This is a genomic window from Pseudomonas sp. FP1762 (assembly GCF_030687105.1).
In the GTDB taxonomy this organism is placed as follows: Bacteria; Pseudomonadota; Gammaproteobacteria; order Pseudomonadales; family Pseudomonadaceae; genus Aquipseudomonas; species Aquipseudomonas siliginis.
Window position 1 is genome coordinate 215107 of sequence record NZ_CP117458.1, and the last position, 25753, is coordinate 240859.

Consider the following 25753-nt stretch of genomic DNA (forward strand, 5'->3'; position numbering starts at 1 on the left):
TCTCCCTCAGGGAGAGGGCTGGGGTGAGGGGGGCTTTTGATCTTGGTTCAATCCGGCTGAAACGGCGAAGCACTGAGGATCACCCCGGTCTCTTCTACATACCGCTGCCAATGCCCGATCAGGTCAGTGAGTTTCTGCGGCTGACTCAACGCCAGATCATGAATCTCCCCTGGATCATTCGCCAGATCATAAAGTTGCCAGGTCGCTGGCCCGACCGGCCCGGGGATCCATACCGCTTTCCACGAGCCCTGGCGAATCGCCCGGCGTCCGAACAATTCCCACCCTGTCACGGTGTGCTCGTCATGCACCTGCGCGGTCTCGCCGGACAGGAAGCCCAGCCACGACTTGCCGCGCAGTGGCGCCACCGCTTTGCCTTTCCACTGTTTACCCGGATGCCGCACGCCAGCCAGATCGAGAATGGTCGGGGTGATATCCATCACCGTGCCGAAACCATGGCTGATCTGCCCTTTGAGCGGCAGTTGCGGATAGTGCAGCAGCGCCGGCACGCGGATCCCGCCCTCGGTGGTGAAAGCCTTGAACAAGCGTGACGGCGCGGTTGCCACTTGCGCCCAGTTCGGCCCGTACCAGACGTAGGAATTGGCCCGGCCGATGTTGTCGAGGCTGTTGTCGTAATGCTGGTTGAGGTAGGTCATCAGCTCCGGGCCGAATTTGGGGAACGCTTCCAGCAGCGCGCCTTCGGCACCGTTGTCGGACATGAACAGGATGAAGGTGTTGTCGAGCTGGCCTTGCTGGCGCAGGTAATCGACGACCCGGCCGATGTTCCAGTCCATGCGCTCGACCATCGCCGCGTAGACCTCCATGGCTCGTGCGGAAATCTGCCTTTGTTCATCGCTCATCGCGTCCCACTGCGCGCTGAGCTGAATCAGCGGGTGCGGTTCGACGTCTGCCTCGATCAGACCCAGTGCCTTGAGTTTTTCCAGGCGTTCGAGGCGCAGCACTTGTGGGCCGGCGTCATAGCGGCCACGGTATTTCTCGACGATCTCGGCCGGTGCCTGCAGCGGCCAGTGCGGCGCGGAGAAGGGCAGGTAAGCGAAGAACGGCCGGGTCTGATCGCGTTCCTTGAGGTACTGCAGCAGCTTGTCGCCGAAGGCATCGGAGGAATAGAAATCCTTCGGCAACTCGTCAACAAACTGATCGTCCTCGATGTACAGCGCCGGGGTGGATTTCAGCAGGCCCGGCGTTTGCTCATCGTAGGTCGGCTCGAAACCATAGTGGTTGGCAGCGCCCGGCAACAGTGAAAACGAGCGCTCGAAACCGCGCGCATGGGGCGCCAGTTCAGCCTTCAGACCCAAATGCCATTTGCCGCTCATCAAGGTTTGATAGCCAGCCTCGCGCAGCAGCTCGGGCAGGGCGACGACGCGGTCATTCAGGTAGCCTTCGTAGCCAGGTTTGCCGATCAGTTCCGGGGTCAACGCTTCGGCCATGGTGCCGATGCCGGCGATGTGGTGATCGGTGCCGGTCAGCAGCATCGAGCGCGTCGGCGAGCAGGTCGGTGCGGTGTGGAAATCGGTCAGGCGCAGACCGTTCTCGGCCAGCGCATCGAGGTTCGGCGTAGCGATTTCGCCGCCGAACGCACCGATGTCGGAAAAGCCTAGGTCGTCGGCCAGAATCACTAGAAAGTTGGGACGTTGCGGCATCGCGAAACTCCTGTTCAGCAGGCAATGAACGTCAGCGGCAGATCGCGGATCTGCACCGGTGCGCTCGGTTGGTAATGGTCATCACTGGTCAGCTCGTGCAGCAGTTCTTCGCGCAGCTGATGAAAATCGTAACTGCTGCGCTGGCGCGGGTGCGGCAGGGCGATGTCGACCACTTGCTTGATCCGCCCCGGACGCGGCTCCATCACCACCACGCGATCGGCCAGAAAAATCGCTTCCTCGACATCGTGGGTCACCAGAATCGTGGTGATCTTTGCTCGTTCGCGGATTGCCAGCAGTTCGTCCTGCATTTGCTGGCGGGTCAGTGCGTCGAGGGCGCCGAAGGGTTCGTCGAGCAACAGGATTCGCGGGCTGGCGACGAGACCGCGAGCAATCGCCACGCGCTGCGCCATGCCGCCGGAGAGTTGATGCGGATAGGCCGCGGTGAAATCGCTGAGGCCGACCAGCTCGATAAAGTCTTTGATGCGTTGTTGTTTCTGCGCTCCGCTCAGCGGTTCATTGACCAGACCGAGGCCGATGTTGTCGGCGACCGTCAGCCACGGAAACAGACGATGTTCCTGAAAGACGATACCGCGCTCGCCGCCGATGCCGCTGACGGCCTTGCCATCGACACTGATCTGTCCGCGAAACTCGGTGTCGAGGCCGACCAGCAAACGCAGCAAAGTGGATTTGCCGCAGCCGCTGGAGCCGACGATGGCGACGAATTCGCCCTCGGCAATGTCCAGGTTGAATTCGCGAATCGCCTCCAGTTCGAAACCGTTGACGGCGAAGGATTTGCCTACGTGGTTGAAGCTGACAATCGGTGCGTTCATGCGTGTCTCCAGCGGGTCGCGCGAATTTCCAGGCGTTGGCCGATCAGGTTGAGCAGGGCGCCGGTGAGGCCGACAAGCAGCATGCCGGCCATGATCAGATCCATGCGCAACAGCTGCTGCGCGCCGATCATCTGGCTGCCGATGCCGCCATTGGACGGCATGAAATATTCAGCGCCGATGGTGCCGAGCCAGGCGTAGATCAGGCTCAATCGCAGCCCTGCGAAAATCCCCGGCGCAGCGCCGGGCAGCACCAGTCGACGCAGGCGCTGGCCGAGCCTCAGGCGCAGCACTTGCGCGGCTTCGTTGAGTTGCGGCGAGAGGTTGGCGACGCTGCGCTGGGTGGCGACGAACAGCGGAAAGAATGCAGCGAGAGCGACGAACACCCACTTGGCCAGTTCGCCGAGGCCGAACCACGCGGTGAGCAGCGGCACCCAGGCGAAAATCGCAATCTGCCGCAGTGCGGCGAGTGTCGGGCCGAGCAGGCGTTCGCTGAAACGCGACAGGCCGAGCAGCAAGCCCAGGGCGAAACCGAGGCCGCCACCGATCAGCAAGCCGCCCAGGGTGCGGCTCAGGCTCAGCGCCATGCCGTTGACCAGCGTGCCGTCGAGTAGTCCGTCCCACGTCGTGCTCAGCACAGCCGCAGGGCTGATCAGAATATTCGCGTCGACCCACTGCTGATCATTGGCGTGTTGCCAGAGCGCCAACAAGCCCAGCGGCAACAGCCACGGTTGCAGGCGTTGCCAGCCCTGATAGCGCGGGCCGCGTGTGATGTGCGCGGTGGCCGGGTGCGGCCAGTGCACCAGTCTGCGGTCGAGCAGGCCGATGCCGCGATCCATGGCCACACCGATCAGACCGATGACCACGATGCACACGAACACGATGTCGAGCATGAACAGCTGCCGCGCCCAGACCATCAGATAGCCGATGCCTTCACTGGAGGCCAGCAGCTCGACCGCCAGCAACGAGGTCCAGCCGGCGGCGAGTGCCAGGCGCACGCCAGCCATGAACGCCGGCAGCGCAGCGGGAAGCACCAGACGACGAATCAGCAGACGCGGCGGCAGGCGCAACACGGCGGCGGCTTCGCGCAGTTTCGGTTGCGCATCGCGCACGCCAACCAGTGTGTGCAAGGTCACCGGCACCACAATGGCCTTGATCAGCACCACCAGTTTCAGCACTTCGCCGATGCCGAAGAACACCATGAACAGCGGAATCCACGCCAGCGTCGGCACCTGCGCCAATCCAGCGAATGTCGGAAAAACCAGGCGCTCCAGACGTCGACTGAAGCCCAGTGCGGCGCCAAGCACCGCGCCGGTCGAAACGCCTGCCAACAAGCCCCAGAACAACCGTTGCAGGCTGATCCACAAATGACTCCACAACTCGCCTTGGGCCAGTTCCACAGCGCTGCTCCACACCAGCGATGGCGCCGGCAGGATCTGCTCGCTCATCCACTGATTGCGCGCGGCCAGCCACCACAGGACGAACAGGCTGACGGGCAACAGCCAGGGCAACAGGCGTTGATTCAGGCTCGGCCAGGTGCGACGGCTTTTCAGCGGCGGCGCGGCCAGCGGCAGGCTGAGCAGAGATTGACGGGCCATGGGTGACCTCCGTTGTCGGGTTGCATGGCGAACCGCTTTTCATGTGGGAGCGAGCCTGCTCGCGAATGGCTGTTTCAGGCAGCACTGATGTCGGCTGGTATGGCCTATTCGCGAGCAGGCTCGCTCCCACACTGGGTTTCGTCATATATGAAACTGATCTAACAAAGTTGCGTTCGATGCTATCGGGAGATAAGCGAATCCATTTAAGGCTTGCCTGCTTACGCGCATCCAATGCATTCGAAGAATATTTTCGATGCTGTTAATGCATATCGCGCTGCAAACCGCACACGCCCTCGCTTAGCTCATATGGATATAAAAATGTGCATTTATAGTATTTAAGTGAAGGTGTGCATCCGGCCTACTTTCGGCTCCTCAGCGATCAAGGAGCCGCACCCATGAACCTTCCCTTCAAACGAATCATCAGCCTGCTGGCCGCCCCGGCGCTTGCAGGCTTTCTTGCGCTTGGCGCCCAAGCCGAAGAACTCAAGGAAATCCGCATCGCGGTGCCCGACCTCAGCGCCGGCACTCAACACAGCGGCGGCGGCATCGTCGATGTGCTGCGCGATCAGCAGATCTTCGAAAAGGCCTTCGCCGAGCAGGGCATCAAGATCCAGTGGAGTTTCTTCAAGGGCGCCGGGCCGGTGATCAATGAGGCGTTTGCCAATGGGCAGGTCGATCTGGCCTATCTCGGTGATCTGGCCGCGATCATCGGCAAGTCCAACGGTCTGGACACGCGCCTGCTCAGCGCGACGGCGCGTGGGGTCAAGCAATACCTCGGCGTGGTGCCCGGCTCGGGGATCAAGACCTTGCAGGATCTCAAGGGCAAACGCGTGGCGATCTTTCGCGGGACGGCGACGCAGCTGTCGTTCGATGCGGCGCTCGCCAGTCAGGGCCTGAGCGAGAAGGATCTGAAGGTCATCAATCTGGATTTCAACGCGGCGGTTTCGGCACTCGCGGCCAAGCAGATCGATGCCTCGTGGGGCAGCTCCGCGCTGAGTGCCTTGCAAGCCAAAGGCCTGGCGGAATTGCCGCTCAACACCAAGGACCTTGGCGGCGCTGGCAGCGTGCAGGCGGTGCTGCTGGGTAATGGCAAGTTTGTCGACGCCCATCCTGAGGTCATTGCGAAACTGCTCAAGGCGCAGCAGCAAGCGGTCGAGTGGCTGACGCAGGACAGCAACAAGGACGCTTATGTGCAGCTGGTATCAGGGCTGGCCAGTTATCCGCCGGTGATTCTTGCTCAGGATCTGAAGGATCAGAATCTCAGCGAGATTTTCCCGTCGACACTGGATCCGGTGTTCTTGAGCGGCCTGCAAGACAAGGTCGACCTGGCGGCGCAGCAGAAGCTGATCCGCAAGCCGTTCAAGGTCAGTGATTGGGTGGCGCCTGAACTCTCAGCCGCCAAGCTTTAGATCTCCAGCGTCTTCGCTGCCCTCTTCGCGAGCAGGCTCGCTCCCACATTGGATGTGTACACAGGTCCTGTGTGGGAGCGAGCCTGCTCGCGAAAGGGTTTCAGACAGCGACGCTGACGTCCTGCCGATCCAACGCGATCAACGTCTCGATCATTGCCCTCGCTGCTGGTGATAGTCGAAACCCGGTGCGGCTGACGATGCCGCAGCGCGCGTTCATCGTTTCGAGGTTCTGCGGCAGGTTGCGCCAGTGCAGCAGCACCAGCGAGCCCTTGGCGACATCCTCGGCAAACGCCTCCTCGGTACCGACACCTATCGCATTGGATTGCAGCACCACTTTGACCAGTGCCGGAAAGTGCTCGGTCTCGATGGTCGGCGAGAAATCGATGCGCCCGCTGAGATTCGCCAGCAACTTGCGAATGCCCGGCGGGATCAGTGTGGCGGCCAGCGGGTAGTCGAACATGTCGTTGGTCGACAGGCTTTCCTTGGCCAGCAACGGATGCCCCGGCCGGCAGAAAAACACGCCGCGCTTGGGCGTCAGCGGTTGCGTCTGGAAATTCGGGTCGGACTCGAAATGGCGGATGTCGGCGATGAAGAATTCGATCTCTTCGCGGCTCAGCGCACGGCTGAGTTTTTCCCAGTTATCCACTTGAAAACAGGTGCGCACTTTCGGGTGCGCATTGATGAACTGCGCCACCGCATCCGGCACCAGTTTCACTGCCGGCGCCGGGCCGCAGCCGAAGTGCACTTCGCCAGCGTCGAGCTTGGTCATCTGCGTCACTTCGGCGCTGAGCAAAGCTGCGCCCTGCACCAGGCTCAGGGCGTGTTGCAGCACCACCTGGCCTTCGGGCGTAGGGCGCAGATCCTTGTTGCCGCGATCGACCAGCACGCAACCGAATTCCTGCTCCAGCCCCTGAATGCTGCGGCTGAACGCCGGTTGAGTGATGCCCATGGCGTCTGCCGCACGGACAAAACTGCGGTGTTCGTTAAGGGCGATGAAGTAGCGCAACTGGCGAAGATCCATATGCTTTTCCGGCATCCTAAAAATAGCTCGAAGGCATTTGCGACGAGGGTTGCTTGAGGTTTTAAATGCAAGCTCTTATTCCGTCAACGAAGCATGTGATTATCTATTAGATGTAAATGGAATATAGATAGAGCGTTGTTTCGCTGCCGTCAAAACCGCAAGCCGTCGATGAGGGTCTTCCCATGAGCAATGCCGCACTCGCTGTAAAACCCGTTTCTCACGCGCTGGAAATTCACCCGGTGGCCGGTCGTATCGGTGCCGAAATCCGCGGCGTTCACCTGTCCGGTGAGCTGGACGCCGCCACTGTCGAAGCCATCCAGCAAGCCTTGGTCGAATACAAAGTGCTGTTCTTCCGCGAGCAGACGCAACTCGACGATCAGCGTCAGGAAGCCTTTGCCCATCTGCTTGGCGAACCGGTGGCGCACCCGACCGTGCCGGTGCGTGAAGGCACTCGCTACCTTCTGGAGCTGGACGGCGCCGAGGGCCAGCGCGCCAATTCCTGGCACACCGACGTGACCTTCGTTGATGCCTATCCGAAAGCATCGATCCTGCGCTCGGTGGTTGCGCCGGCATTCGGCGGCGATACGCTGTGGGCCAACACCGCGACCGCTTACAGCGGTTTGCCGAGCGAGCTGCGTGAGCTGGCCGACAAACTGACCGCTGTGCACAGCAACGAGTACGACTACGCCGGGGCGAAGCCGGACGTCTCGGCAGAGAAGCTGGAGCGCTATCGCAAAGTCTTCACCTCGACCGTCTACGAAACCGAGCACCCGGTGGTGCGCGTGCACCCGATCAGCGGCGAGAAGAGCTTGCTGCTGGGGCATTTCGTCAAACGCATCAAAGGTTATTCACAGGCCGATTCGGCACACCTGTTCGGCTTGCTGCAGAGCCATGTGATCCGCCAGGAAAACACCGTGCGCTGGCGCTGGCAGGCTGGAGATGTGGCGATCTGGGACAACCGCTCGACGCAGCATTACGCGATTGATGATTACGGCACCCAGGATCGCGTGGTGCGCCGGGTGACGCTCAAGGGCGAGGTGCCGGTGGGGGTGAATGGGCAGCGCAGCCAGACCATCAAAGGTCGTGATTGAAGATCAAGAGCCCCTCACCCCAGCCCTCTCCCAGAGGGAGAGGGAGCCGACCGAGTTATCTTGCGTTATGCATCGACCTGAAAGACCTTATCGATTATGGATTCGGTGAAGCTGGATCAGGTCGGTGCACCTCTGAAATATCCCCCATTCAGTCCCCTCTCCCTCCGGGAGAGGGTTAGGGTGAGGGGCTCTTCCCGCTACCAAACACCAATCTGAACAACCTTCTCGGTTTCCGGTTCGCCATAACGAAACCGCTGCCCGCGCAAATCGATCTCCGGATGGCTGATCGTCGTCCGCCGCTTCAACCCCCTCATCCACTCAAACAGATATCCGGCATGCTCCTCGCGCACCGCCGCGTACGCCGGGTCCTCACCCAGATCATTCAGCTCCTGCGGATCATTCAACAGATCAAACAGCTGCGGTCTAAACCCGTCGTACGCCAGGTATTTCCAGCGCTCGCTGCGCACCATGGTCATGCGGCAACGGTCGATCGGCTGGCCGAGACGTTCCCGCGCCGGGGCCTGGAAGGCGTAGTCGTATTCGCTGATGGCATAGCGGCGCCAATCGGGATTTTCCCCGTGCAGCAACGGGATCAATGAACGCCCTTCAAGCCGATGCTCTGCTGCCGGCAATCCCAGTGCTTGAAGAAATGTCGGCAGCGCATCGATGGTTTCTGCCAAGCGCTCATCGACAGTGCCGCGAGTGACATCCGCCGCCCCCCGAGGATCGCGCACGATCAACGGCACACCCACCGCCTGCTCCAGCAAAAACTCCTTCTCGCCGAGCCAGTGATCACCAAGGAAATCGCCGTGATCGCTGGTGAACACGATCAACGTGTCATCCCAGCGCCCGTTGCTCTGTAGAAAATCGAACAGTCTCCCCAACTGATCATCCACTTGCTTGATCAGGCCCATGTAGGTGGGGATTACATTCAATCGTACTGAATCGCGGGAGAAGTTGCGGCTTTCCTCATGTTGGCGAAAGGCAGTGTATACGGGGTGTTTGCTGGCTTCGGAGAGCGTCGCGCGGATCGCTTGCAGAATCGATTTCGTACTGTACAAGGCGTGGTATGGAGACGGTACGATATATGGCCAATGTGGTTTGATGTACGAGAGGTGTAAACACCAGGATTTCTCGCCTTGCTCAGCGATGAAGTCGATGGCCCGAGTTGTAGTGTAGACAGTCTCTGAGTGTTGCTCGGGAATTCGTGATGGCAAATTCGCATGACGCATTTTCCAGCCGCTGAGGATTTCACCGTTCTCGCCTTCGGCGGCATTCGCCCAGTCGTGCCAGGGATTCTTGCCATCGAAGCCCTGCGCGCGCAGGTATTGGGTATAGGGCGCGGATTCGCGCTTGTCGTCGAATGACGGATCGTCGGGGTAGATGCCGTCGTGGCGCAGGTACGGTTCGAAGCCGACCTCATTGAGCAACTCGGCGTGCGCGCTTTGCGGGTTGATCGCCAGCCGCTGCAAGGCGTCGACATTGGCCGTCGCATGGGTCTTGCCGACCAGCGCGGTGCGGATGCCGTGAGGTCGCAGGTAATCGCCGATCGTCAATTCATCCAGCGGCAACGGCACCGAGTTCCAGGCCACTTGATGACTGCTGACATAGCGCCCGGTGTAGGCCGACATCCGCGACGGGCCGCAGATCGTGCCTTGGGTGTAGGCACGGCTGAAACGAACGCCTTCGGCAGCGAGGCGATCGATGTTCGGTGTGTGCAGATGCGGGTGGCCGTAGCAGGACAGGTAATCGCGGCGCAGTTGATCGCACATGATGTACAGCACGTTGCGCACGGGGTTGGATGGGGTGGGCATGGAGTTCACCGGTCAGTGGGACAGGTGAGGGTTTTCGCTGTCGGTGGGGGTTTTCGGCAAGTGCATTTGGGGAATGGTTTTTATGCAGCGATTGCATCAGCCTCTTCGCGAGCAGGCTCGCTCCCACATTTGAAATGCGTATTCCTGTGGGAGCGAGCCTGCTCGCGAAGGGGCCAGCTCAGACCGCGAAATTCTCCAGCGAACACACCTCCTCATCCTCCGCATCAATCGCCTTGATCTGTTCGATCATCGCCTCGGCCAGTGGCGACAACCGATACCCCGCGCGGCTGACAATCCCATAGCGGGTGTACAGCTCCTCCAGATCATCCGCCAGGCCTTCGATCTTCAAACAGACCAGCTCACCCTTGGCCAGATGCAGCGCATCGGAATACGCGCCGACAATTCCGATCGCCTCCGAACGCAGCACCACGCTCAACAGCGTCGAACCGTTTTCGCATTCCACATTCGGGGTGAAATCAGGGCGGCCGCTGAGGTCGACGATGACCTTGCGCAGGTTCGGCGGGCGAATGCTTACGGCCAGTGGATAACTCAGCAACTGCTCGGCGGTGATGCGTTCGAACGCCGTCAGCGGATGCCCGGCGCGGCAGCAGAAATGCCATTTGCGCGCCCGCAGGCGGTGGGTCTGGTAATCCGGGTCGGCCTCGAATTGTCGGGTATCGGCGACGAAAAATTCGAACTCTTCGCTGAGCAGGCGTTTGCTCAGGCTCTGCCAGTCATCGACCAGAAACTGTACGCGCGCCTTCGGGTAGCGGCCGATGAATGCGCCGATCGCGCGCGGGATCAATCCGGCGGCTGGCGCCGGCCCGCAACCAAAGCGCAATTCCCCGGCCTCGAGGCCATTGAACTGGCTGATCTCATTGGCCATCTGCTGCGCACCGCTGACCAGTCGCCGCGCATGTTCGAGCAGCACATGGCCCTGTTTGGTCGGCGGCAATTCCTTGCGCCCACGGTCGACCAACTGGCAGCCGACGCTGTGTTCCAGTGCTTGGATGCTGCGGCTGAATGCCGACTGCGACAGGTTCACCGCCTGCGCGCCAGCGACAAAGCTGCGTTGCTCAACCAGAGCGATGAAGTGACGCAATTGGCGCAAGTCGATATGCATTTTTCACATAAAAAATATCCGGGAAATGCATTGGATATGCATTAGGTCGACTCCTTATAAAGGCAATCTCTTATGCAGTAAATATTTGTAAATCCATAAATAAATAACTGAAAAGAATATGCAGCACTGAAGATGTCTGTGTGTTTTTTGACCAGGAGCCGCGCCATGAGTCCGTTGAATCTCGCGTTACCCCCATCTCCCCGACGGCTCAAACGCCTGCCTTTGGCGCTGTTGCTGGCAGGCAGCGCCAGCTGGACTCACGGCTATGCCGCCGAAGCCGAAACCCCTCCGCCCGTCCCCGCAGACACAGCGGCGGCCAACGGTTCGCAGCTGGAAACCGTGACCGTCACCACGCGCCGCCGCGAAGAAAGTTCGCAAGACGTGCCGACGCCAATGAGCGTGGTCAGCGGGCAGAATCTGGAGACGCAGCGGGTTTACCGGATTCAGGATTTGCAGCAACTGGTGCCCAGCGTCAACGTCGCTTACATGCATGCGCGGCAGTCCAGCGTGTCGATCCGTGGCCTCGGTAACAACCCGGCCAGTGATGGCCTGGAAGGCAGCGTTGGCCTGTACATCGACAACGTTTATCTGGGCCGTCCGGGTATGGCAGTGTTCGACTTGATGGATATCGAGCAGCTTGAGGTCTTGCGCGGGCCGCAGGGCACGCTGTTCGGCAAGAACACCACCGCCGGGGTCATCAATATCAGCACCCGCGCGCCCAGTTTCACGCCTGAGCGCAGCATCGAAACATCGGTCGGCGAGGACGGTTATTTCCAGACCAAGGGCACGATTTCCGGGCCGCTCAATGATGAGTTGGCCGGACGTTTTTCCGCCTATCGCACGCGCAGTGACGGCGACATCAAGAACGAATATGACGGCCACGACCTCAACGGCGGCTCCCGCGAGGGCTTCCGCGCGCAGCTGTTGTTCAAGCCCAATGAAAATTTCAATCTGCGCTGGATCGGCGATTACAACGAAGAAGATTCCAGTGCCGGCACCCGCGTGCTGTACAACACCGGGCCGACCATCAACGGCGTCAATCTGTATGAATCGCGGGCCAGCGCGGCCGGGGCGACGCTGGTCAACGGCCGGCATCGCAAGGTCAATCTCGACAATGACCAGCACGTCACCGTGCATCAGGGCGGCACTTCAGTGGAAGCCAACTGGACGTTGCCGAGCGACTTCACCCTGACGTCGGTCAGCTCTTATCGTTTCTGGAATTTCACCCCGCGCAACGATGACGGCCTCAATGTGCCGGCCAGTTACAACGCCGGTGTGTCGGTGGAAGACAAACAGTATTCGCAGGAATTTCGCCTGGCCTCGCCCAAGGGCGAGTTCTTCGATTACGTGGTCGGCGCCTACTATTTCGGCTCGGACCTGGACAACAAATCCTTCGCCTATTACGGCCCGCAAGCGGATATCTGGAACGGCACGCCGGCAGGCGCCCTGGCCAACGTCAGCAGCGTCGGCAACGGCCATATCAAGACCGACAGTTTCGCCCTGTTTGCCCAAGGCACCTGGCACCTGAGCGAGCGGCTGGATTTCACCGCCGGGGTGCGTGGCACCTACGAGGAGAAAAACGCCTCGGTCAGCCGCAACGCGCCGCTCGGTGGCATGGCGGTGGCGGGTGCGGCAGCCAATGCGCGTCGCGGCCGTGCCGGCGTCTACGATTCCGGAGACTTGAATCAGTACAGCTCCAGCCCCTCGGGACTGCTCAACCTGAGCTATCGCATCACCGACGACATACTCGGTTACGCCACGCTGTCCCACGGCGAGAAATCCGGCGGGGTCAACCTTGCGGTCGGCTCCGCACCTACCGCTGGCGCCGACTCGTTATTGATCGGCACCGAGCGCGCCAACAACGCCGAACTCGGCTTCAAAAGCACCCTGTGGGATCGCCGCCTGCAACTCAACGCCAACGTGTTCTGGACCCAGGTCAACGCTTACCAGACCAACGCCTACGACGCCGCCAACCGCGTGCAATACCTGACCAACGCAGGCTCGGTGCGCTCGCGTGGCATCGAGTTCGAAAGCAGCTTGGTGCCGCTGCGTGGCCTGACCCTGAATTTCAACGGCTCGTACAACGACGTCAGCTACCTCTCGTACAAGGATGCGCCGTGCCCGCCGGAAGTCAGCCAGGCCCCGGGTGCACCGGCCTCGTGCGACCTCAGCGGCCATCAAGTGGTCGGCGCGTCGAAATGGATCGGCAACGCCAACGGCGAATACAAATGGAATCTGGCTAACGGCTTCGAACCCTACGTCACCGGCAGCTATGCGTTTCGCTCCAAAGCGGTGGGCACGGTCGAGGATTCCGATTACGGGCAGATACCCAGTTACGCGGTGGTCAACCTTTCCACCGGCCTGCGCGGCGATTTCAATCAGGGCCAGTGGGATGTCTCGCTGTGGCTGAAGAACGCCTTCGACAAAACCTACTACACGACCCTGTGGACCGGCGGTAACGGCGGCTATGAAGGCCTGCTCGGCACGCCACGGACCTTGGGGGTTACAGGACGCTACGACTTCTGATCGGGCTATCAAGGCGCTGACCTGGACATGGCCGTTCACCAATCCTCAGCGGCGCCGGCAAGCAGACGCAGCTGATCGACAGCGACGGCGGCAATGGCGCATGACGTCGGCAATCAGAGAACCAAAAACAGCCTTTTAAGGCGTTAACGGATGCCGTAGCCGAATACTTTTCATGCCGTAAAAGCATGGCGTTTATGGCAGATCGCTGCAGCCCTTGTAGTGCGCGGCTTCGGTAAAAACGGACGATCTGCATATTCCTTGAAGGCCTATGCATAACGTTAAAGATTGCTTTCGGTGATAAGCGTCCACAGCCAATGATTGCCCCATCGACTACGCCGTGGGGGCTTCAAGAATGGCGGGTCGATCGCTTTGGCTCGTAGAACGAAAGAGACCGCAGGGAGTTGAACAATGGGCAATGTCCAGACCGCCGTCAGCGCAGGGGAATTGCTGTGGCGGCACACGCCGGGTGGCGAACTGGTCGATCTTGGCCGGCCGCACCGGATGCCGTTGGGACAGTTGCGTTTGCAACGTGCGCCCAAGGGCATTTTGAGTCGGCGCGAAACCCTTCTGCTCGGTGTGCTCGCGTTGATTGTGCACGGTGCGGTGATTTATTGGGTCAGCCAGAAACCGACGCCGGTGCTGCCGGTGGTACCGCCGGAAATTCCGCCGATGACTATCGAGTTTTCTCGCCCGGCTCCGCCCGCGCCGCCGGTTGTTGCGCCGCCACCACCGGCGCCCGTGGTCGAGCCGCCACCGCCAGTGGAGGACGAGTTGGCGGTGAAACCGCCGCCGCCCAAGCCGATCGCCAAACCCAAACCGGTGGTGAAACCGCCGCCCAAACCGGCGCCAAAGGCAGTAGAGCAGCCGCCAGCGCCAGCGCCAGCGAAACCGATAGCGCCCGTCGCCGCACCAGCGCCGGCTGCGCCACCGGCACCGGCGCCCGTTACCCCGGCTTCAGCCAACGCTGCGTATCTGAAAAATCCGGCGCCGGAATACCCGTCGCTGGCCCAGCGGCGCGGTTGGGAAGGCACGGTGTTGTTACGGGTGCATGTGTTGGCCAGCGGTAAACCGGGCGAGATCCAGATTGCCAAAAGCAGTGGCCGGCAGCAGCTCGACGACGCAGCGCTCAACGCTGTAAAGCGCTGGAGTTTCGTTCCGGCCAAACAGGGTGATGTCGCCCAGGACGGCTGGGTCAGCGTGCCCATCGATTTCAAGATTCATTAAACCGAAACCAAATTCGCGCGAAATGTTTACACGAGGGAACACATCATGACGTTACTGGCATCTCCACTGGAATCCATCGAAAGCGCGGTGATCTGGCTGCTGGTGGTTTTTTCCGTCGCCACTTGGGGCCTGGCGTTGCTCAAGGCTGTGCAGTTCGGTCGTCTGAAAGCGCAGGATCGGCGCTTTCACAAACGTTTCTGGGCGGCGTCGAGTCTGGATGCCGCGGCAGAGTTGAGCGAAACCCAGCCCGGCGCCGCAGCGCGAGTGGCGCAGGCTGGCTATGCAGCGATCCAGGTGGGCGAGGCGCCGCAGGCGAATGATCTGAGCCAGGCGATCAACCATCAGGATCGCCTCGAGCGTGCCTTGCGCCAGCAGATCGTCCGCGAACGGCGTTCGCTGGAAACCGGTCTGGCGGTTGTCGCGAGTATCGGCAGCACCTCGCCGTTCATTGGTCTGTTTGGCACGGTGTGGGGAATCATGGAGGCCTTGAAAGGCATCAGCGCCGCCGGTTCGGCGAGCCTGGAAACGGTGGCCGGCCCGATCGGTGCGGCACTCGTCGCGACCGGCGTGGGGATCGCCGTTGCGGTGCCGGCGGTGCTGGTTTACAACTATTTTTTGCGAAGGCTGAAACTGACCGCCGCGGATCTGGATGACTTCGCCCACGACTTCTACAGCCTGGCGCAGAAGAGCGCGTTCCGCGTGCTGATCCACCCGACCGCACACAAAGTGGCAACGTCGGGCAACGCGGCAAAAGTGAAGGAGGCCTCCTGATATGGCCTTCTCCACGCAAGACACGGATGAGGTGCTCAGTGAAATCAACGTGACGCCGCTGGTAGACGTGATGCTGGTGCTGCTGGTGGTGTTTATCGTCACCGCGCCGCTGCTGACCAACGCGATCCCGATCAACCTGCCGAAGACCGAAGCGGTGGCGCCGGTCGAGCAGAAGGATCCGCTGGTGGTGAGCATCGACGGCGTCGGCAAACTGTTTATCAACAAGGACGAGATTCAGCCCGACTTGCTCGAATTCAACCTCAAGTCGGCCAAAGCCAAGGACCCGGAGGTGCGCGTGCAATTGCAGGCCGATGACGGGGTGAATTACGGCGAAGTGGCGCGAGCCATGGCTTCGATCGAACGGGCGGGGATTACCAAGTTGTCGGTGATTACTGCGCGGTGACAGATTTCGTTTTTCCGGGGCCGTCTCCTTGGCAGGGTGCGGCCCTTTTTTTGCGTTCAGTTTTTGAAAAGCCCCTCACCCTAGCCCTCTCCCGGAGGGAGAGGGGACTGACCGGGTTGTCTGGCGGCTATACACCGATATGAGAAATCCAGTCGAACTCAAGATTTGAAGAGCCTGAAGATCAGCTCCCTTTCCCCCTCGCTCCTTGGGGGAGAGGGCTGGGGTGAGGGGGAAGAATCTCACGCCCTACACAGATCACATATTCGATACAGGTCTTAATAAATAGCTTCTTATTCCTTAACGAATATAACTCCTCTCCCTATACTCGACCCGGAACAGACACGACGCAGGAGAGCTTCCCCATGCGCAACGAATCAATCCGCTACCTGATTGTGCCGGGCTGGCAAGGATCGCCAGAAGATCATTGGCAAAGCCATTGGCAGAACAGCCTGCCGAACAGCGCACGGGTGGAACAGGCCGATTGGCTGACGCCGCGCCGTGAGGACTGGGTCGCCGCGCTGGCCGAAGCGATTGCCGCCGACAGCACGCCGGTCATTCTCATCGCTCACAGCCTCGGCTGCATCACCGTTGCCCACTGGGCGGCGACTGCGCCGCTGCAATACCTGCGTCAGGTGCGCGGGGCGTTGCTGGTTGCGCCGGCCGATGTCGAGCGTCCTGCCTGTGCGCCGGCACTGCGCAATTTCGCGCCGATCCCGACGGATCTTTTGCCGTTTCCCAGTCAGGTCGTCAGCTCCGACAACGACGCCGCCGTCAGTGCCCCGCGCGCGCTCGAACTGGCACGTAACTGGGGGGCGGAGGCGGGGATTCTTGCCGGTGCCGGGCACATCAACGTCAAGTCCGGGCATCAGCGTTGGGAGCAGGGTTTCGCCTATCTCTATCGCCTGCAAAACCGCCTGGAAGACCACGCCCGCCGTCGCGCCTGATCTAATTTTTCAACGCCCCCGTCGGCTGGCGGTTTTGGGCGGGAGCCTACCATGAGTTTTGAAACCTTCGGTCAGCCCTTGCTGACCTTTCCCGATGCGGAAAAGAGCCCCCTGAGCATTCGCGCCAAGGCGCTGGTGTTCGTCGACCCACGCTCGCGGCAATTGCGCGAGGAGTTGGAGCAGTTGGCTCCCCGTTCGATTTCAGTGTTGATTCGCGGTGAGACTGGCACCGGTAAAGAGCTGCTCGCCCGGCATATCCATCGCGCCAGTGACCGCAGCGGTCTGTTCGTTTCGGTGAACTGCGGCGCGATCAGCCCGACCTACGCCGACGCCGAACTGTTCGGCTACGCCGCCGGCAGCTACAGCGGTTCGGCCAGCAGCCGCGCCGGCTGGTTCGGTTCGGCCAACGGCGGCACCTTGTACCTGGATGAGATCGGCGATTTGCCGCTGCCGATTCAGGTCAAGCTGCTCGCGGCGCTGGAAAATCACGAAGTCACCCGCGTCGGTGCGCATCAGCCGAGCCCCGTGGATGTGCGTCTGGTGGCGGCGACCAGCATCGATCTGGCCCAGGCCGTGGACGCCGGGAAATTTCACGAGCGGCTCTATCACTATCTCAGCGAGGGTCATCTGGAGCTGCCGGCGTTGCGCGCGCGGACCGGCGACATCCTCTCGCTGGCCGAGTATTTCCTTGGCATCTACAGCCAGCGTCTGGACCTGCCCGTGCCGCTGATCAGCGAAGCCGCGCAACATGTGCTCGAACAACACGGCTGGCCGGGCAACACCCGCGAACTGGAAAACGTCATCCACTTCGCTCTGCTGGTCAGCACCGGCGACGAGATCCTGCCGGAACATCTGAACCTGCCTGACGCGTCTGCGCCGCAGGTTCAGATCGAACGTCTGGTGAGGCAGACCCACATCGGCGGTAGCAGTGCAGAGCGTAAGGCCTTGAAAGATTGGCTGATTCGCTTGAGCGAGGCGGTATAAGCATTTTCTTCAGCATGAACAAAATGGAATATGAAGCTGAATAAACGTTATTGTCCGGGAATAAAAAATCCGGGTATTGTCCGCCTCACGCCAGCGATATCACTTCACTGGCACACGTATTAAATGCCGTCGTCGATGACGACCGTGATTTTCGATAAGGACACTGCATGAAAAAGGTTCTGTTGTTTACCGCATTGGCGGCTGCGCTGACGGCTTCTTTCGCCAACGCCGGCGAGAAACTGGTGGTTGCCGCAACGCCGGTGCCCCACGCTGAAATCCTTGAGCTGATCAAACCGACCCTGGCCAAAGAAGGCGTCGATCTGGAAATCAAGGTCTTCACCGACTACGTGCAGCCGAACGTACAGGTTGGCGAGAAGCGTCTGGACGCCAACTACTTCCAGACCAAGCCGTATCTGGACAGCTTCAACCAGGGCAAATACAAGGATGACAAATCCAAGTACCTGGTGACCGTGCAGGGCGTACACGTTGAACCGTTCGGTGGCTACTCGAGCAAGTACAAAACCTTGGCTGAACTGCCGGATGGCGCCACCATCGCCATCCCGAACGAAGGCAGCAACAGCGGCCGTGCGCTGATCCTGCTGCAGAAGGCCGGTCTGATCGAACTGAAAGATCCGAAAAACGCTCTGGCAACGCCGAAAGACATCGCCAAGAACCCGCACAACTTCAAGTTCAAGGAACTGGAATCGGCGCTGCTGCCGCGCGTGCTGAAAGAAGTTGATCTGGACATGATCAATACCAACTACGCGCTGGAAGCCAAGCTCAACCCGCAGAAAGATGCGCTGGTGATTGAAGGCGCTGACTCGCCATACGTGAACTTCCTGGTGGCCCGTGAGGACAACAAGAACAGTGACGCGATCCAGAAACTGGCCAAGGCCCTGACCAGCCCGGAAGTCAAAGCCTTCATCGAGAAGAAGTACAGCGGCGCGGTATTGCCGGCGTTCTGATCTGACGCTTGAGTGAATCCGCTTCAGACGTGAAAACGCCGATGGCCAGTGATGGTCATCGGCGTTTTTGTGTGTCTTGAAAAGCCCCTCACCCTAGCCCTCTCCCAGAGGGAGAGGGGACCGATTGGGGGATGCTGTAGAGGCCCGCCGACCTGTTCGTGCGTCGCTGAATCCATAATCGACTCGGTTCGTCAGGTCGATGTACGACGAAAGACACCACGGTCGGCCCCCTCTCCCTTCGGGAGAGGGTTGGGGTGAGGGGCTTTCGACTTACGCTGTAGTCTTCAACGCCCGGCGCAACGCCCTGAGCAATTTCACAATGTCCTGCGGATCCAGCCGCTGCGGCACTTTTACGTCCATGTTGTTCTTCCTTGTGGTGGATGGGCCGGAGAGTCTGGCCAAAAGCTGTGGGTCCTTGGAGGTCTTTCCTGAAAAAAAGATCCGTCCTACAGCGCAAGGAAAAATAGCCGTCTTATTCCTTCCCGGCAAACCCGCAGAATAATGTTTAAGCGAGATGAATGTGGGCAGCCCAGATGGGCTAAGCAAAATTCGGTCACCCAATATGTGCGCAAAGAGCTGAGTGATGACACCCGGCCTGAGAGTGTGATTGGTGAAGGGGGCAAGTGGTTGGGGTGATTGCCCGTTGGATCAGCGGTGAGGCTCGCCCCTCACCCCAGCCCTCTCCCAAGGGAGAGGGAGCCGATGTCTGGGCTTTTCAAAATCAGGTTCGACTTCAGGCTTTCAGGTCGGCGTAACTCTCGCAAACAACTCGGTGAAGTCCCCTCTCCCTCTGGGAGAGGGTTAGGGTGAGGGGCTTTTCGCTGGCACCCTCAATCCGGCCACTGCCACGCCGGCTCATCCAGCACCCGCTGCCCGACAATCCCGGTCTGGCCCAGCGTCTTCTCCAGCACGATGCAATTGCATTCCGGGTCTTCCTGCAACGCCGAGATCAATCGTCGCGCATGTGACACCACCCACACCTGACACTGCTCCGAAGCGCGAATGATCAGCCGCGCCAGCGCCGGCAGCAGGTCCGGGTGCAGGCTGGTTTCCGGTTCGTTGAGCACCATCAGCGATGGCGGTCGTGGGGTCAGCAGGGCGGCGATCAGCAGCAGATAACGCAAAGTGCCGTCCGACAGTTCTGCCGCTGACAGCGGTCGCAACAAGCCTTCCTGATAAAACTCGATAGCGAAACGCCCACCGGCCAACAGTGCGATATTCAGCCGCGCGCCGGGAAACGCATCGCTGATCGCCGCGCTCAGTGCTTGCGGATCGCCAATCTCGATAATTGTCTGCAAGGCCGCCGCCAGATCACGGCCATCGTGGTGCAGGACGGGCGTGCGCGTGCCCAGTTGCGGCTGACGCACCGGCGCGTCGGCATCGCTGCGAAAGTGATCATAAAAGCGCCAGCGCCGGATGAATTCGCGCATCTGAAACACTTCCGGCGAGCTGCGCAGATTGCCGACCTGATCGAACAGGCTGTCGAAGTTCGGCGTGTGTTGCGCCAGCACATCCCAGGCGCGACCTTCACGGGCGCGGATCATCGGGCCGTTGCGGTCGACCAGCAGGCTCGCCGGGCGAAACACCGGGCCGGCCCAGATGCACTCACGCTTGATTTCCGGGTCGAGGGAAAAGCATGAAGTGCTCGGCTCCGGCAGGCCCAGGCCGATGGCGTAACTGAAATCCTCGCCGGCGAATCCCAAGCGCAACCTTTTCACGCCTTGGCGCACCGTCGGCTCGATCGCCACTTCACCGTTGCGCATGCGTCGGCTGATGGTTTCCGGCCCGGCCCAGAACGTCGATTCCAGCCCGCCCTCACGCGCCAGTGCATTGACCACACCGCCCTGGGCGGTTTCCGCCAGCAGGCGCAAGGCGCGGTAGAGGTTGGACTTGCCGCTGCCGTTTGGCCCGGTAATCAGGTTCAGGCGCCCGAGCGGAATCACCAGTTTGTTGATCGAGCGGTAATTGGCCACCGCCAGGGTGTTGAGCATGAAATCCTTCTCCGGGTCACTGCGATACGCGCGCAGCATACCTTTAATGAGATAAATCTGGTGTTGGCGTCCGCAACCGTGGAACCCTGTTCTAAGCTCTGAAGTCGTATCGTCTCGACAGCAGCATTTAAGGCCAAGGAGTGTGCATGGCGGGTCCCGGATTGAAAGTGCTGATGGCCGTGAGCGCCATGGCGTTGCTCACCGCTTGCGGCGACAAGAAGCCTGCTGAGGAATACTTGCCACGGGTCTTTGTGCAAGAGGTCGAACCGGCCAACTACGCCGCAGCGGTGACCCTTACCGGTGATGTGCAGGCGCGGGTGCAGACCCAGCTGTCATTTCGCGTCGGCGGCAAAATCATCCAGCGCATGGTCGATGTCGGCGACCGCGTCACGGCCAAACAGGTGCTGGCCAAACTCGATCCGAAGGATCTGCAGACCAACGTCGATTCCGCTCAGGCCCAGGTCGTCGCCGAACAGGCCCGCGTTAAGCAAACGGCGGCCGCTTTCGTGCGTCAGCAAAAACTCCTGCCCAAGGGCTACACCAGCCAGAGCGAATACGATTCGGCACAAGCCGCGCTGCGCAGCAGTCAGAGCGCATTGAGCGCGGCGCAGGCGCAACTGGCGAACGCCAAGGACCAGCTCAGCTACACCGCGCTGATCGCCGATGCACCCGGGGTGATCACCGAGCGCCAGGCCGAAGTCGGCCAGGTGGTGCAGGCCACCGCGCCGATTTTCAGCCTCGCCCGCGATGGCGACCGCGACGCGGTATTCAATGTCTACGAATCGCTGCTGGCCGAGCGTCCGTCCGATCGTTCGATCGTGGTCAGCCTGCTCGACGATCCCGCGATCAAGACCACCGGCACCGTGCGTGAGATCACGCCATCGGTGTCTGCGCAATCGGGCACCGTGCAGGTCAAGGTCAGCCTCGACAAACTGCCGCCGGGCATGCAGCTCGGTTCGGTGGTCAGTGCCACCGCCAAGGGCACCGGCAAATCGGCGGTGGAACTGCCTTGGTCAGCGCTGACAAAAAACGTCAGCGACCCGGCGGTATGGCTGGTCGATGACAAGGGTGAAGCGCAGTTGCACACGGTCACGGTCGGTCGCTACCTGACCGGCAAAGTGATCATCAGCGAAGGTCTCAAGGGCGGCGAGAAAGTCATTGTCGCCGGCGGTCAGTTGCTGCACCCCGGCATGAAAGTCGAGATTGCCGAAAACACCTACAAGGATCTGCAACCGGGAGCGCAGCCATGAAGCGCCTCGGCCTGTTGTGCATGGCGTTGCTGCTGGGCGCCTGCTCGGAAAAGGAAACCCCGCCGGAGCCGGTACGCCCGGTGCTGTCGGTCACGGTCAAAGCGCTCAACGAAGAAAGCCTCGGACGCTTTGCCGGGAGCATTCAGGCGCGTTACGAGAGCAACACCGGTTTCCGCGTCGGTGGACGCATCGCCAGCCGCAACGTCGATGTCGGCGCCGAGGTGCAGAAGGGCACCTTGCTCGCCACCCTCGATCCGTCCGACCAGCAGAACCAGTTGCGCTCGGCCCAGGGCGATCTGGCGAGAATCCAGGCGCAACTGATCAACGCCCAGGCCAATGCACGTCGTCAGCAAGCGCTGTTTGATCGCGGCGTCGGTGCGCAGGCGCAACTGGACGTCGCCAATACCGATCTGAAAACCACTCAGGCCTCGCTCGATCAGGCCCGCGCGGCGGTCAGCCAGAGCAAGGATCAACTGAGCTACACCGAGCTGCGCTCCGATCACAAAGCCGTGGTCACCGCGTGGAACGCCGAAGCCGGGCAAGTAGTAACTGCCGGCCAACAGGTGGTGACGCTGGCGCAACCTGACATCAAGGAAGCGGTGATCGATCTGCCCGATACGCTGGTCGATCAGCTGCCCAGCGACGTGGTGTTCTCGGTGGCCGCGCAACTCGACCCGAGCATCAACACCACGGCGATCATCCGCGAGATCGAACCCCAGGCGCAAAGCGCCACGCGCACCCGCCGCGCGCGCCTGACCCTGTCGGATACGCCGGACGGTTTCCGCCTCGGCACCGCGATCAGCGTGACCCTCAGCTCGGCGATCAAGCCGCGCATCGAACTGCCGGTGACGGCGTTGCAGGAAGCCGACGGTAAAACCCGGATCTGGGTCATCGACACGCAGAACAAAACCGTCAACCCGCGCGACGTCAGCGTGGTCAGCCGTGGCGACAACAGCGTGGTGCTGGCCGGTGGCGTGCAAAACGGCGAGCGCGTGGTCAGCGCCGGCGTCAACAGTCTCAAACCCGGACAATCGGTAAAACTTGACGAGGACAGTCAATGAAAGGCTCTTTCAACCTCTCCGAATGGGCCTTGAAGCACCAGTCATTCGTCTGGTACCTGATGTTCGTCGGGCTGCTGATGGGGGTGTTCTCCTACTTCAATCTCGGCCGCGAAGAAGACCCGTCATTCACCATCAAGACCATGGTGATCCAGACCAAATGGCCGGGCGCGACCCAGGAAGAAACCCTCAAGCAGGTCACCGACCGCATCGAGAAAAAACTCGAAGAGCTCGATTCCCTCGACTACGTGAAAAGCTATACCCGCCCCGGCGAATCGACGGTGTACGTGTACCTGCGCGACACCACCAGCGCTGAGGACATTCCGCAAATCTGGTACCAGGTGCGCAAGAAGATCGACGACATTCGCGGCCAGTTTCCCCAGGGTATTCAGGGGCCGGGGTTCAACGATGAGTTCGGTGACGTGTACGGCTCGGTCTACGCCTTCACCGCCGACGGCCTGACCATGCGCCAGTTGCGCGATTACGTGGAACAGGCGCGCGCAGAAATCCGCAACGTGCCGGGGCTGGGCAAAATCGAAATGGTCGGCCAGCAGGACGAAACGATTTACCTGAACTTCTCCACGCGCAAACTTGCCGCGTTAGGTATCGACCAGCGCCAGGTGGTGCAGAGCCTGCAATCGCAGAACGCAGTGACTCCGGCCGGGGTGATCGAGGCGGGGCCTGAGCGGATTTCCGTGCGCACCTCGGGCCAGTTCGAGTCGGAGAAAGATCTGGCCGAGGTCAATCTCAAGCTCAACGATCGCTTCTATCGTCTGGCCGACATCGCCGAGATCAGCCGTGGCTACGTCGACCCGGCGAGACCGGAATTCCGCTTCGACGGCAAACCGGCGATCGGCCTGGCGATTGCCATGCAGAAGGGCGGCAACGTTCAGGAGTTCGGTAAAGCGCTGCATGAGCGCATCGACCAGCTCACCGCAGATTTGCCGGTCGGCGTCGGCGTGCACACCGTTTCCGATCAGGCGGTGGTGGTGGAAGAGGCCGTCGGCGGTTTCACCAGCGCACTGTTCGAAGCGGTCATCATCGTGCTGGTGGTGAGTTTCATCAGCCTCGGCGTGCGCGCCGGTCTGGTGGTGGCCTGCTCGATTCCGCTGGTGCTGGCGATGGTGTTTGTGTTCATGGAATACAGCGGCATCACCATGCAGCGGATTTCCCTCGGCGCGCTGATCATTGCCCTCGGTCTGCTGGTGGACGACGCGATGATCACCGTGGAAATGATGGTCACGCGCCTGGAAATGGGCGAGAGCAAGGAGCAGGCGGCGACGTTCGCCTACACCTCGACGGCATTCCCGATGCTCACCGGTACGCTGGTGACCGTCGCCGGTTTTGTGCCCATCGGCCTCAACGCCAGTTCGGCGGGTGAATATACGTTCACGCTGTTCGCGGTGATTGCCGTGGCGATGATCGTCTCGTGGGTGGTCGCGGTGTTCTTCGCACCAGTGATCGGCGTGCACATCCTCAGCGACAAGGTGAAGGCCCACGATGCCGAGCCGGGTCGCGTCGGCCGGGCGTTCAACGGTGGTCTGTTGTGGGCCATGCGCAATCGCTGGTGGGCGATCGGCGTCACCGTGCTGCTGTTCGTGCTGGCGGTGTTCTGCATGCGTTTCGTGCAGAACCAGTTCTTCCCCGCTTCCGACCGCCCGGAAATTCTGGTCGACCTGAACCTGCCGCAAAACGCCTCGATCGACGAAACCCGCAAGGCGGTGGACAAGCTCGAAGCGACGCTCAAGGGCGACCCGGACATCGTGCGCTGGAGCACTTACATCGGTCAGGGGGCGATCCGTTTCTACCTGCCGCTGGACCAACAGTTGCAGAACCCGTACTACGCGCAACTGGTGATCGTCAGCAAGGATTTCGAAGCCCGCGAGGCACTCAGCCAGCGCTTGCGTGAGCGCCTGCACAAAGACTTCGTCGGCATCGGCAGCTACGTGCAGGCTCTGGAAATGGGCCCGCCGGTGGGGCGTCCGATTCAGTATCGAGTCAGCGGCAAAGACGTCGATCAGGTGCGCAAACACGCCATCGATCTGGCCACCGAACTGGACAAGAACCCGCACATCGGCGAGATCATTTACGACTGGAACGAGCCCGGCAAAGTCCTGCGCATCGACATCGCCCAGGACAAGGCGCGGCAACTGGGACTGTCGTCAGAAGATGTGGCCAACCTGATGAACAGCATTGTCAGCGGCTCACCGTTGACCCAGGTCGATGACGATATCTACCTGATCAACGTGGTCGGTCGCGCCGTGGATTCCGAGCGCGGTACCCCGGAAACCCTGCAGAACCTGCAGATCGTCACGCCGAGCGGCACCTCGATTCCGCTGCTGGCGTTCGCCACCGTGCGCTATGAACTGGAGCAGCCGTTGGTCTGGCGTCGCGACCGCTTGCCGACCATTACCATCAAGGCCTCGGTGCGCGACGAGATTCAGCCGACCGATCTGGTGAAACTGCTCAAGCCGTCGATCGATGCTTTTGCCTCGAAACTGCCGGTCGGCTACAAGGTCGCCACCGGCGGCACGGTCGAGGAAAGCGGCAAGGCCCAGGGGCCGATTGCCAAGGTGTTGCCGCTGATGCTGTTCCTCATGGCGACGTTCCTGATGATCCAGTTGCACAGCGTGCAGAAGATGTTCCTGGTCGCCAGTGTGGCGCCGCTGGGGTTGATAGGCGTGGTCCTGGCGCTGGTGCCGACCGGCACGCCGATGGGCTTCGTGGCGATCCTGGGGATTCTCGCGCTGATCGGCATCATCATCCGCAACTCGGTGATTCTGGTGACGCAGATCGATGAGTTCGAGCAGAAAGGCTATGCGCCGTGGGACGCGGTGGTCGAAGCCACCGAACACCGGCGCCGACCGATCCTGCTGACCGCAGCGGCAGCGAGCATGGGCATGATCCCGATCGCCCGCGAAGTTTTCTGGGGACCGATGGCCTACGCAATGATCGGCGGGATTGTCGTGGCGACGCTGCTGACGCTGCTGTTCCTGCCGGCGCTGTATGTGGCCTGGTACAAGATTCGCGAGCCTGAAAAAGAATCTTCCTGAAGCAAAAGCAAAAGATCGCAGCCTTCGGCAGCGCCTACAGGGA

General features: G+C 61.0%; 19 protein-coding genes. 12 read left to right on the forward strand and 7 right to left on the reverse strand.

Going from position 1 to position 25753, the window contains the following annotated elements:
* Positions 1-47 precede the first annotated feature (47 nt).
* From PSH90_RS00925 to PSH90_RS00935, 3 genes are read right to left on the reverse strand one after another with little or no spacing between them, the layout of a single operon-like run.
* Positions 48-1658, reverse strand: coding sequence for an arylsulfatase (locus PSH90_RS00925; protein ID WP_150743119.1), 1611 nt, complete (start codon positions 1656-1658; stop codon positions 48-50).
* 14 nt (positions 1659-1672) lie between these two features.
* Positions 1673-2488 (reverse strand): ABC transporter ATP-binding protein, encoded by an 816-nt coding sequence (locus PSH90_RS00930; RefSeq protein ID WP_041477445.1) that lies wholly within the window; start codon positions 2486-2488, stop codon positions 1673-1675.
* Positions 2485-4083, reverse strand: a complete 1599-nt coding sequence (locus PSH90_RS00935; RefSeq protein WP_095181124.1) for an ABC transporter permease — start codon at positions 4081-4083, stop codon at positions 2485-2487. Before PSH90_RS00935 ends, PSH90_RS00930 begins: the two co-directional genes overlap by 4 nt.
* Before the next feature lie 395 nt (positions 4084-4478).
* Between PSH90_RS00935 and PSH90_RS00940 the strand changes: the two genes are divergently transcribed.
* Entirely contained in the window at positions 4479-5492 is a 1014-nt protein-coding gene (locus tag PSH90_RS00940; protein ID WP_252877226.1) for an ABC transporter substrate-binding protein, read from the forward strand.
* 100 nt (positions 5493-5592) lie between these two features.
* On the opposite strand, the gene PSH90_RS00945 is transcribed toward PSH90_RS00940, so the two are convergent.
* The gene (locus PSH90_RS00945; protein ID WP_095181123.1) at positions 5593-6513 is read right to left on the reverse strand and encodes a LysR family transcriptional regulator; all 921 of its coding nucleotides are present in this window, start codon (positions 6511-6513) and stop codon (positions 5593-5595) included.
* Positions 6514-6695: 182 nt separating this feature from the next.
* Between PSH90_RS00945 and PSH90_RS00950 the strand changes: the two genes are divergently transcribed.
* On the forward strand, positions 6696-7604 hold the full coding sequence (locus tag PSH90_RS00950) for a TauD/TfdA family dioxygenase (RefSeq protein WP_056787022.1): 909 nt from the start codon (positions 6696-6698) through the stop codon (positions 7602-7604).
* Positions 7605-7801: 197 nt separating this feature from the next.
* Here the strand turns inward: PSH90_RS00950 and PSH90_RS00955 are convergent, their stop codons facing one another.
* Together PSH90_RS00955 and PSH90_RS00960 are read right to left on the reverse strand one after the other, a co-directional pair.
* On the reverse strand, positions 7802-9418 hold the full coding sequence (locus PSH90_RS00955) for an alkaline phosphatase family protein (RefSeq protein ID WP_305381960.1): 1617 nt from the start codon (positions 9416-9418) through the stop codon (positions 7802-7804).
* Between the two features lie 178 nt (positions 9419-9596).
* The gene (locus tag PSH90_RS00960; RefSeq protein WP_056787027.1) at positions 9597-10541 is read right to left on the reverse strand and encodes a LysR family transcriptional regulator; all 945 of its coding nucleotides are present in this window, start codon (positions 10539-10541) and stop codon (positions 9597-9599) included.
* 165 nt (positions 10542-10706) lie between these two features.
* On the opposite strand from PSH90_RS00960, the gene PSH90_RS00965 reads away from it, so the two are divergent.
* From PSH90_RS00965 to PSH90_RS00995, 7 genes are all read left to right on the forward strand, one after another.
* The gene (locus tag PSH90_RS00965) at positions 10707-13067 is read left to right on the forward strand and encodes a TonB-dependent receptor (RefSeq protein ID WP_305381961.1); all 2361 of its coding nucleotides are present in this window, start codon (positions 10707-10709) and stop codon (positions 13065-13067) included.
* A gap of 408 nt (positions 13068-13475) precedes the next feature.
* Positions 13476-14291, forward strand: coding sequence for an energy transducer TonB (locus PSH90_RS00970; RefSeq protein WP_252877230.1), 816 nt, complete (start codon positions 13476-13478; stop codon positions 14289-14291).
* Positions 14292-14336: 45 nt separating this feature from the next.
* Positions 14337-15062 (forward strand): MotA/TolQ/ExbB proton channel family protein, encoded by a 726-nt coding sequence (locus PSH90_RS00975; RefSeq protein WP_041477454.1) that lies wholly within the window; start codon positions 14337-14339, stop codon positions 15060-15062.
* Position 15063: 1 nt separating this feature from the next.
* The gene (locus PSH90_RS00980; protein ID WP_056787038.1) at positions 15064-15465 is read left to right on the forward strand and encodes a biopolymer transporter ExbD; all 402 of its coding nucleotides are present in this window, start codon (positions 15064-15066) and stop codon (positions 15463-15465) included.
* A gap of 362 nt (positions 15466-15827) precedes the next feature.
* Entirely contained in the window at positions 15828-16409 is a 582-nt protein-coding gene (locus PSH90_RS00985; RefSeq protein ID WP_041477456.1) for an alpha/beta hydrolase, read from the forward strand.
* Positions 16410-16460: 51 nt separating this feature from the next.
* A complete protein-coding gene (locus PSH90_RS00990) occupies positions 16461-17393 on the forward strand; it encodes a sigma 54-interacting transcriptional regulator (RefSeq protein ID WP_095181118.1) in 933 nt (310 codons plus the stop codon).
* A gap of 167 nt (positions 17394-17560) precedes the next feature.
* On the forward strand, positions 17561-18358 hold the full coding sequence (locus PSH90_RS00995) for a MetQ/NlpA family ABC transporter substrate-binding protein (RefSeq protein ID WP_041477458.1): 798 nt from the start codon (positions 17561-17563) through the stop codon (positions 18356-18358).
* Positions 18359-19188: 830 nt separating this feature from the next.
* Here PSH90_RS00995 and PSH90_RS01000 read toward each other — a convergent pair.
* Positions 19189-20349, reverse strand: coding sequence for an AAA family ATPase (locus PSH90_RS01000; RefSeq protein WP_056787044.1), 1161 nt, complete (start codon positions 20347-20349; stop codon positions 19189-19191).
* Positions 20350-20495: 146 nt separating this feature from the next.
* On the opposite strand from PSH90_RS01000, the gene PSH90_RS01005 reads away from it, so the two are divergent.
* Genes PSH90_RS01005 through PSH90_RS01015 form a run of 3 tightly spaced genes read left to right on the forward strand, consistent with a single transcriptional unit; the run spans position 20496 to position 25710 of the window.
* Entirely contained in the window at positions 20496-21599 is a 1104-nt protein-coding gene (locus tag PSH90_RS01005) for an efflux RND transporter periplasmic adaptor subunit (protein ID WP_150637886.1), read from the forward strand.
* Entirely contained in the window at positions 21596-22660 is a 1065-nt protein-coding gene (locus PSH90_RS01010) for an efflux RND transporter periplasmic adaptor subunit (protein WP_041477460.1), read from the forward strand. The genes PSH90_RS01005 and PSH90_RS01010 overlap by 4 nt, the downstream gene beginning before the upstream one ends.
* Positions 22657-25710: an efflux RND transporter permease subunit gene (locus PSH90_RS01015; protein ID WP_305381962.1), complete on the forward strand. Its 3054-nt coding sequence runs from the start codon at positions 22657-22659 to the stop codon at positions 25708-25710. Before PSH90_RS01010 ends, PSH90_RS01015 begins: the two co-directional genes overlap by 4 nt.
* Positions 25711-25753: the final 43 nt, after the last annotated feature.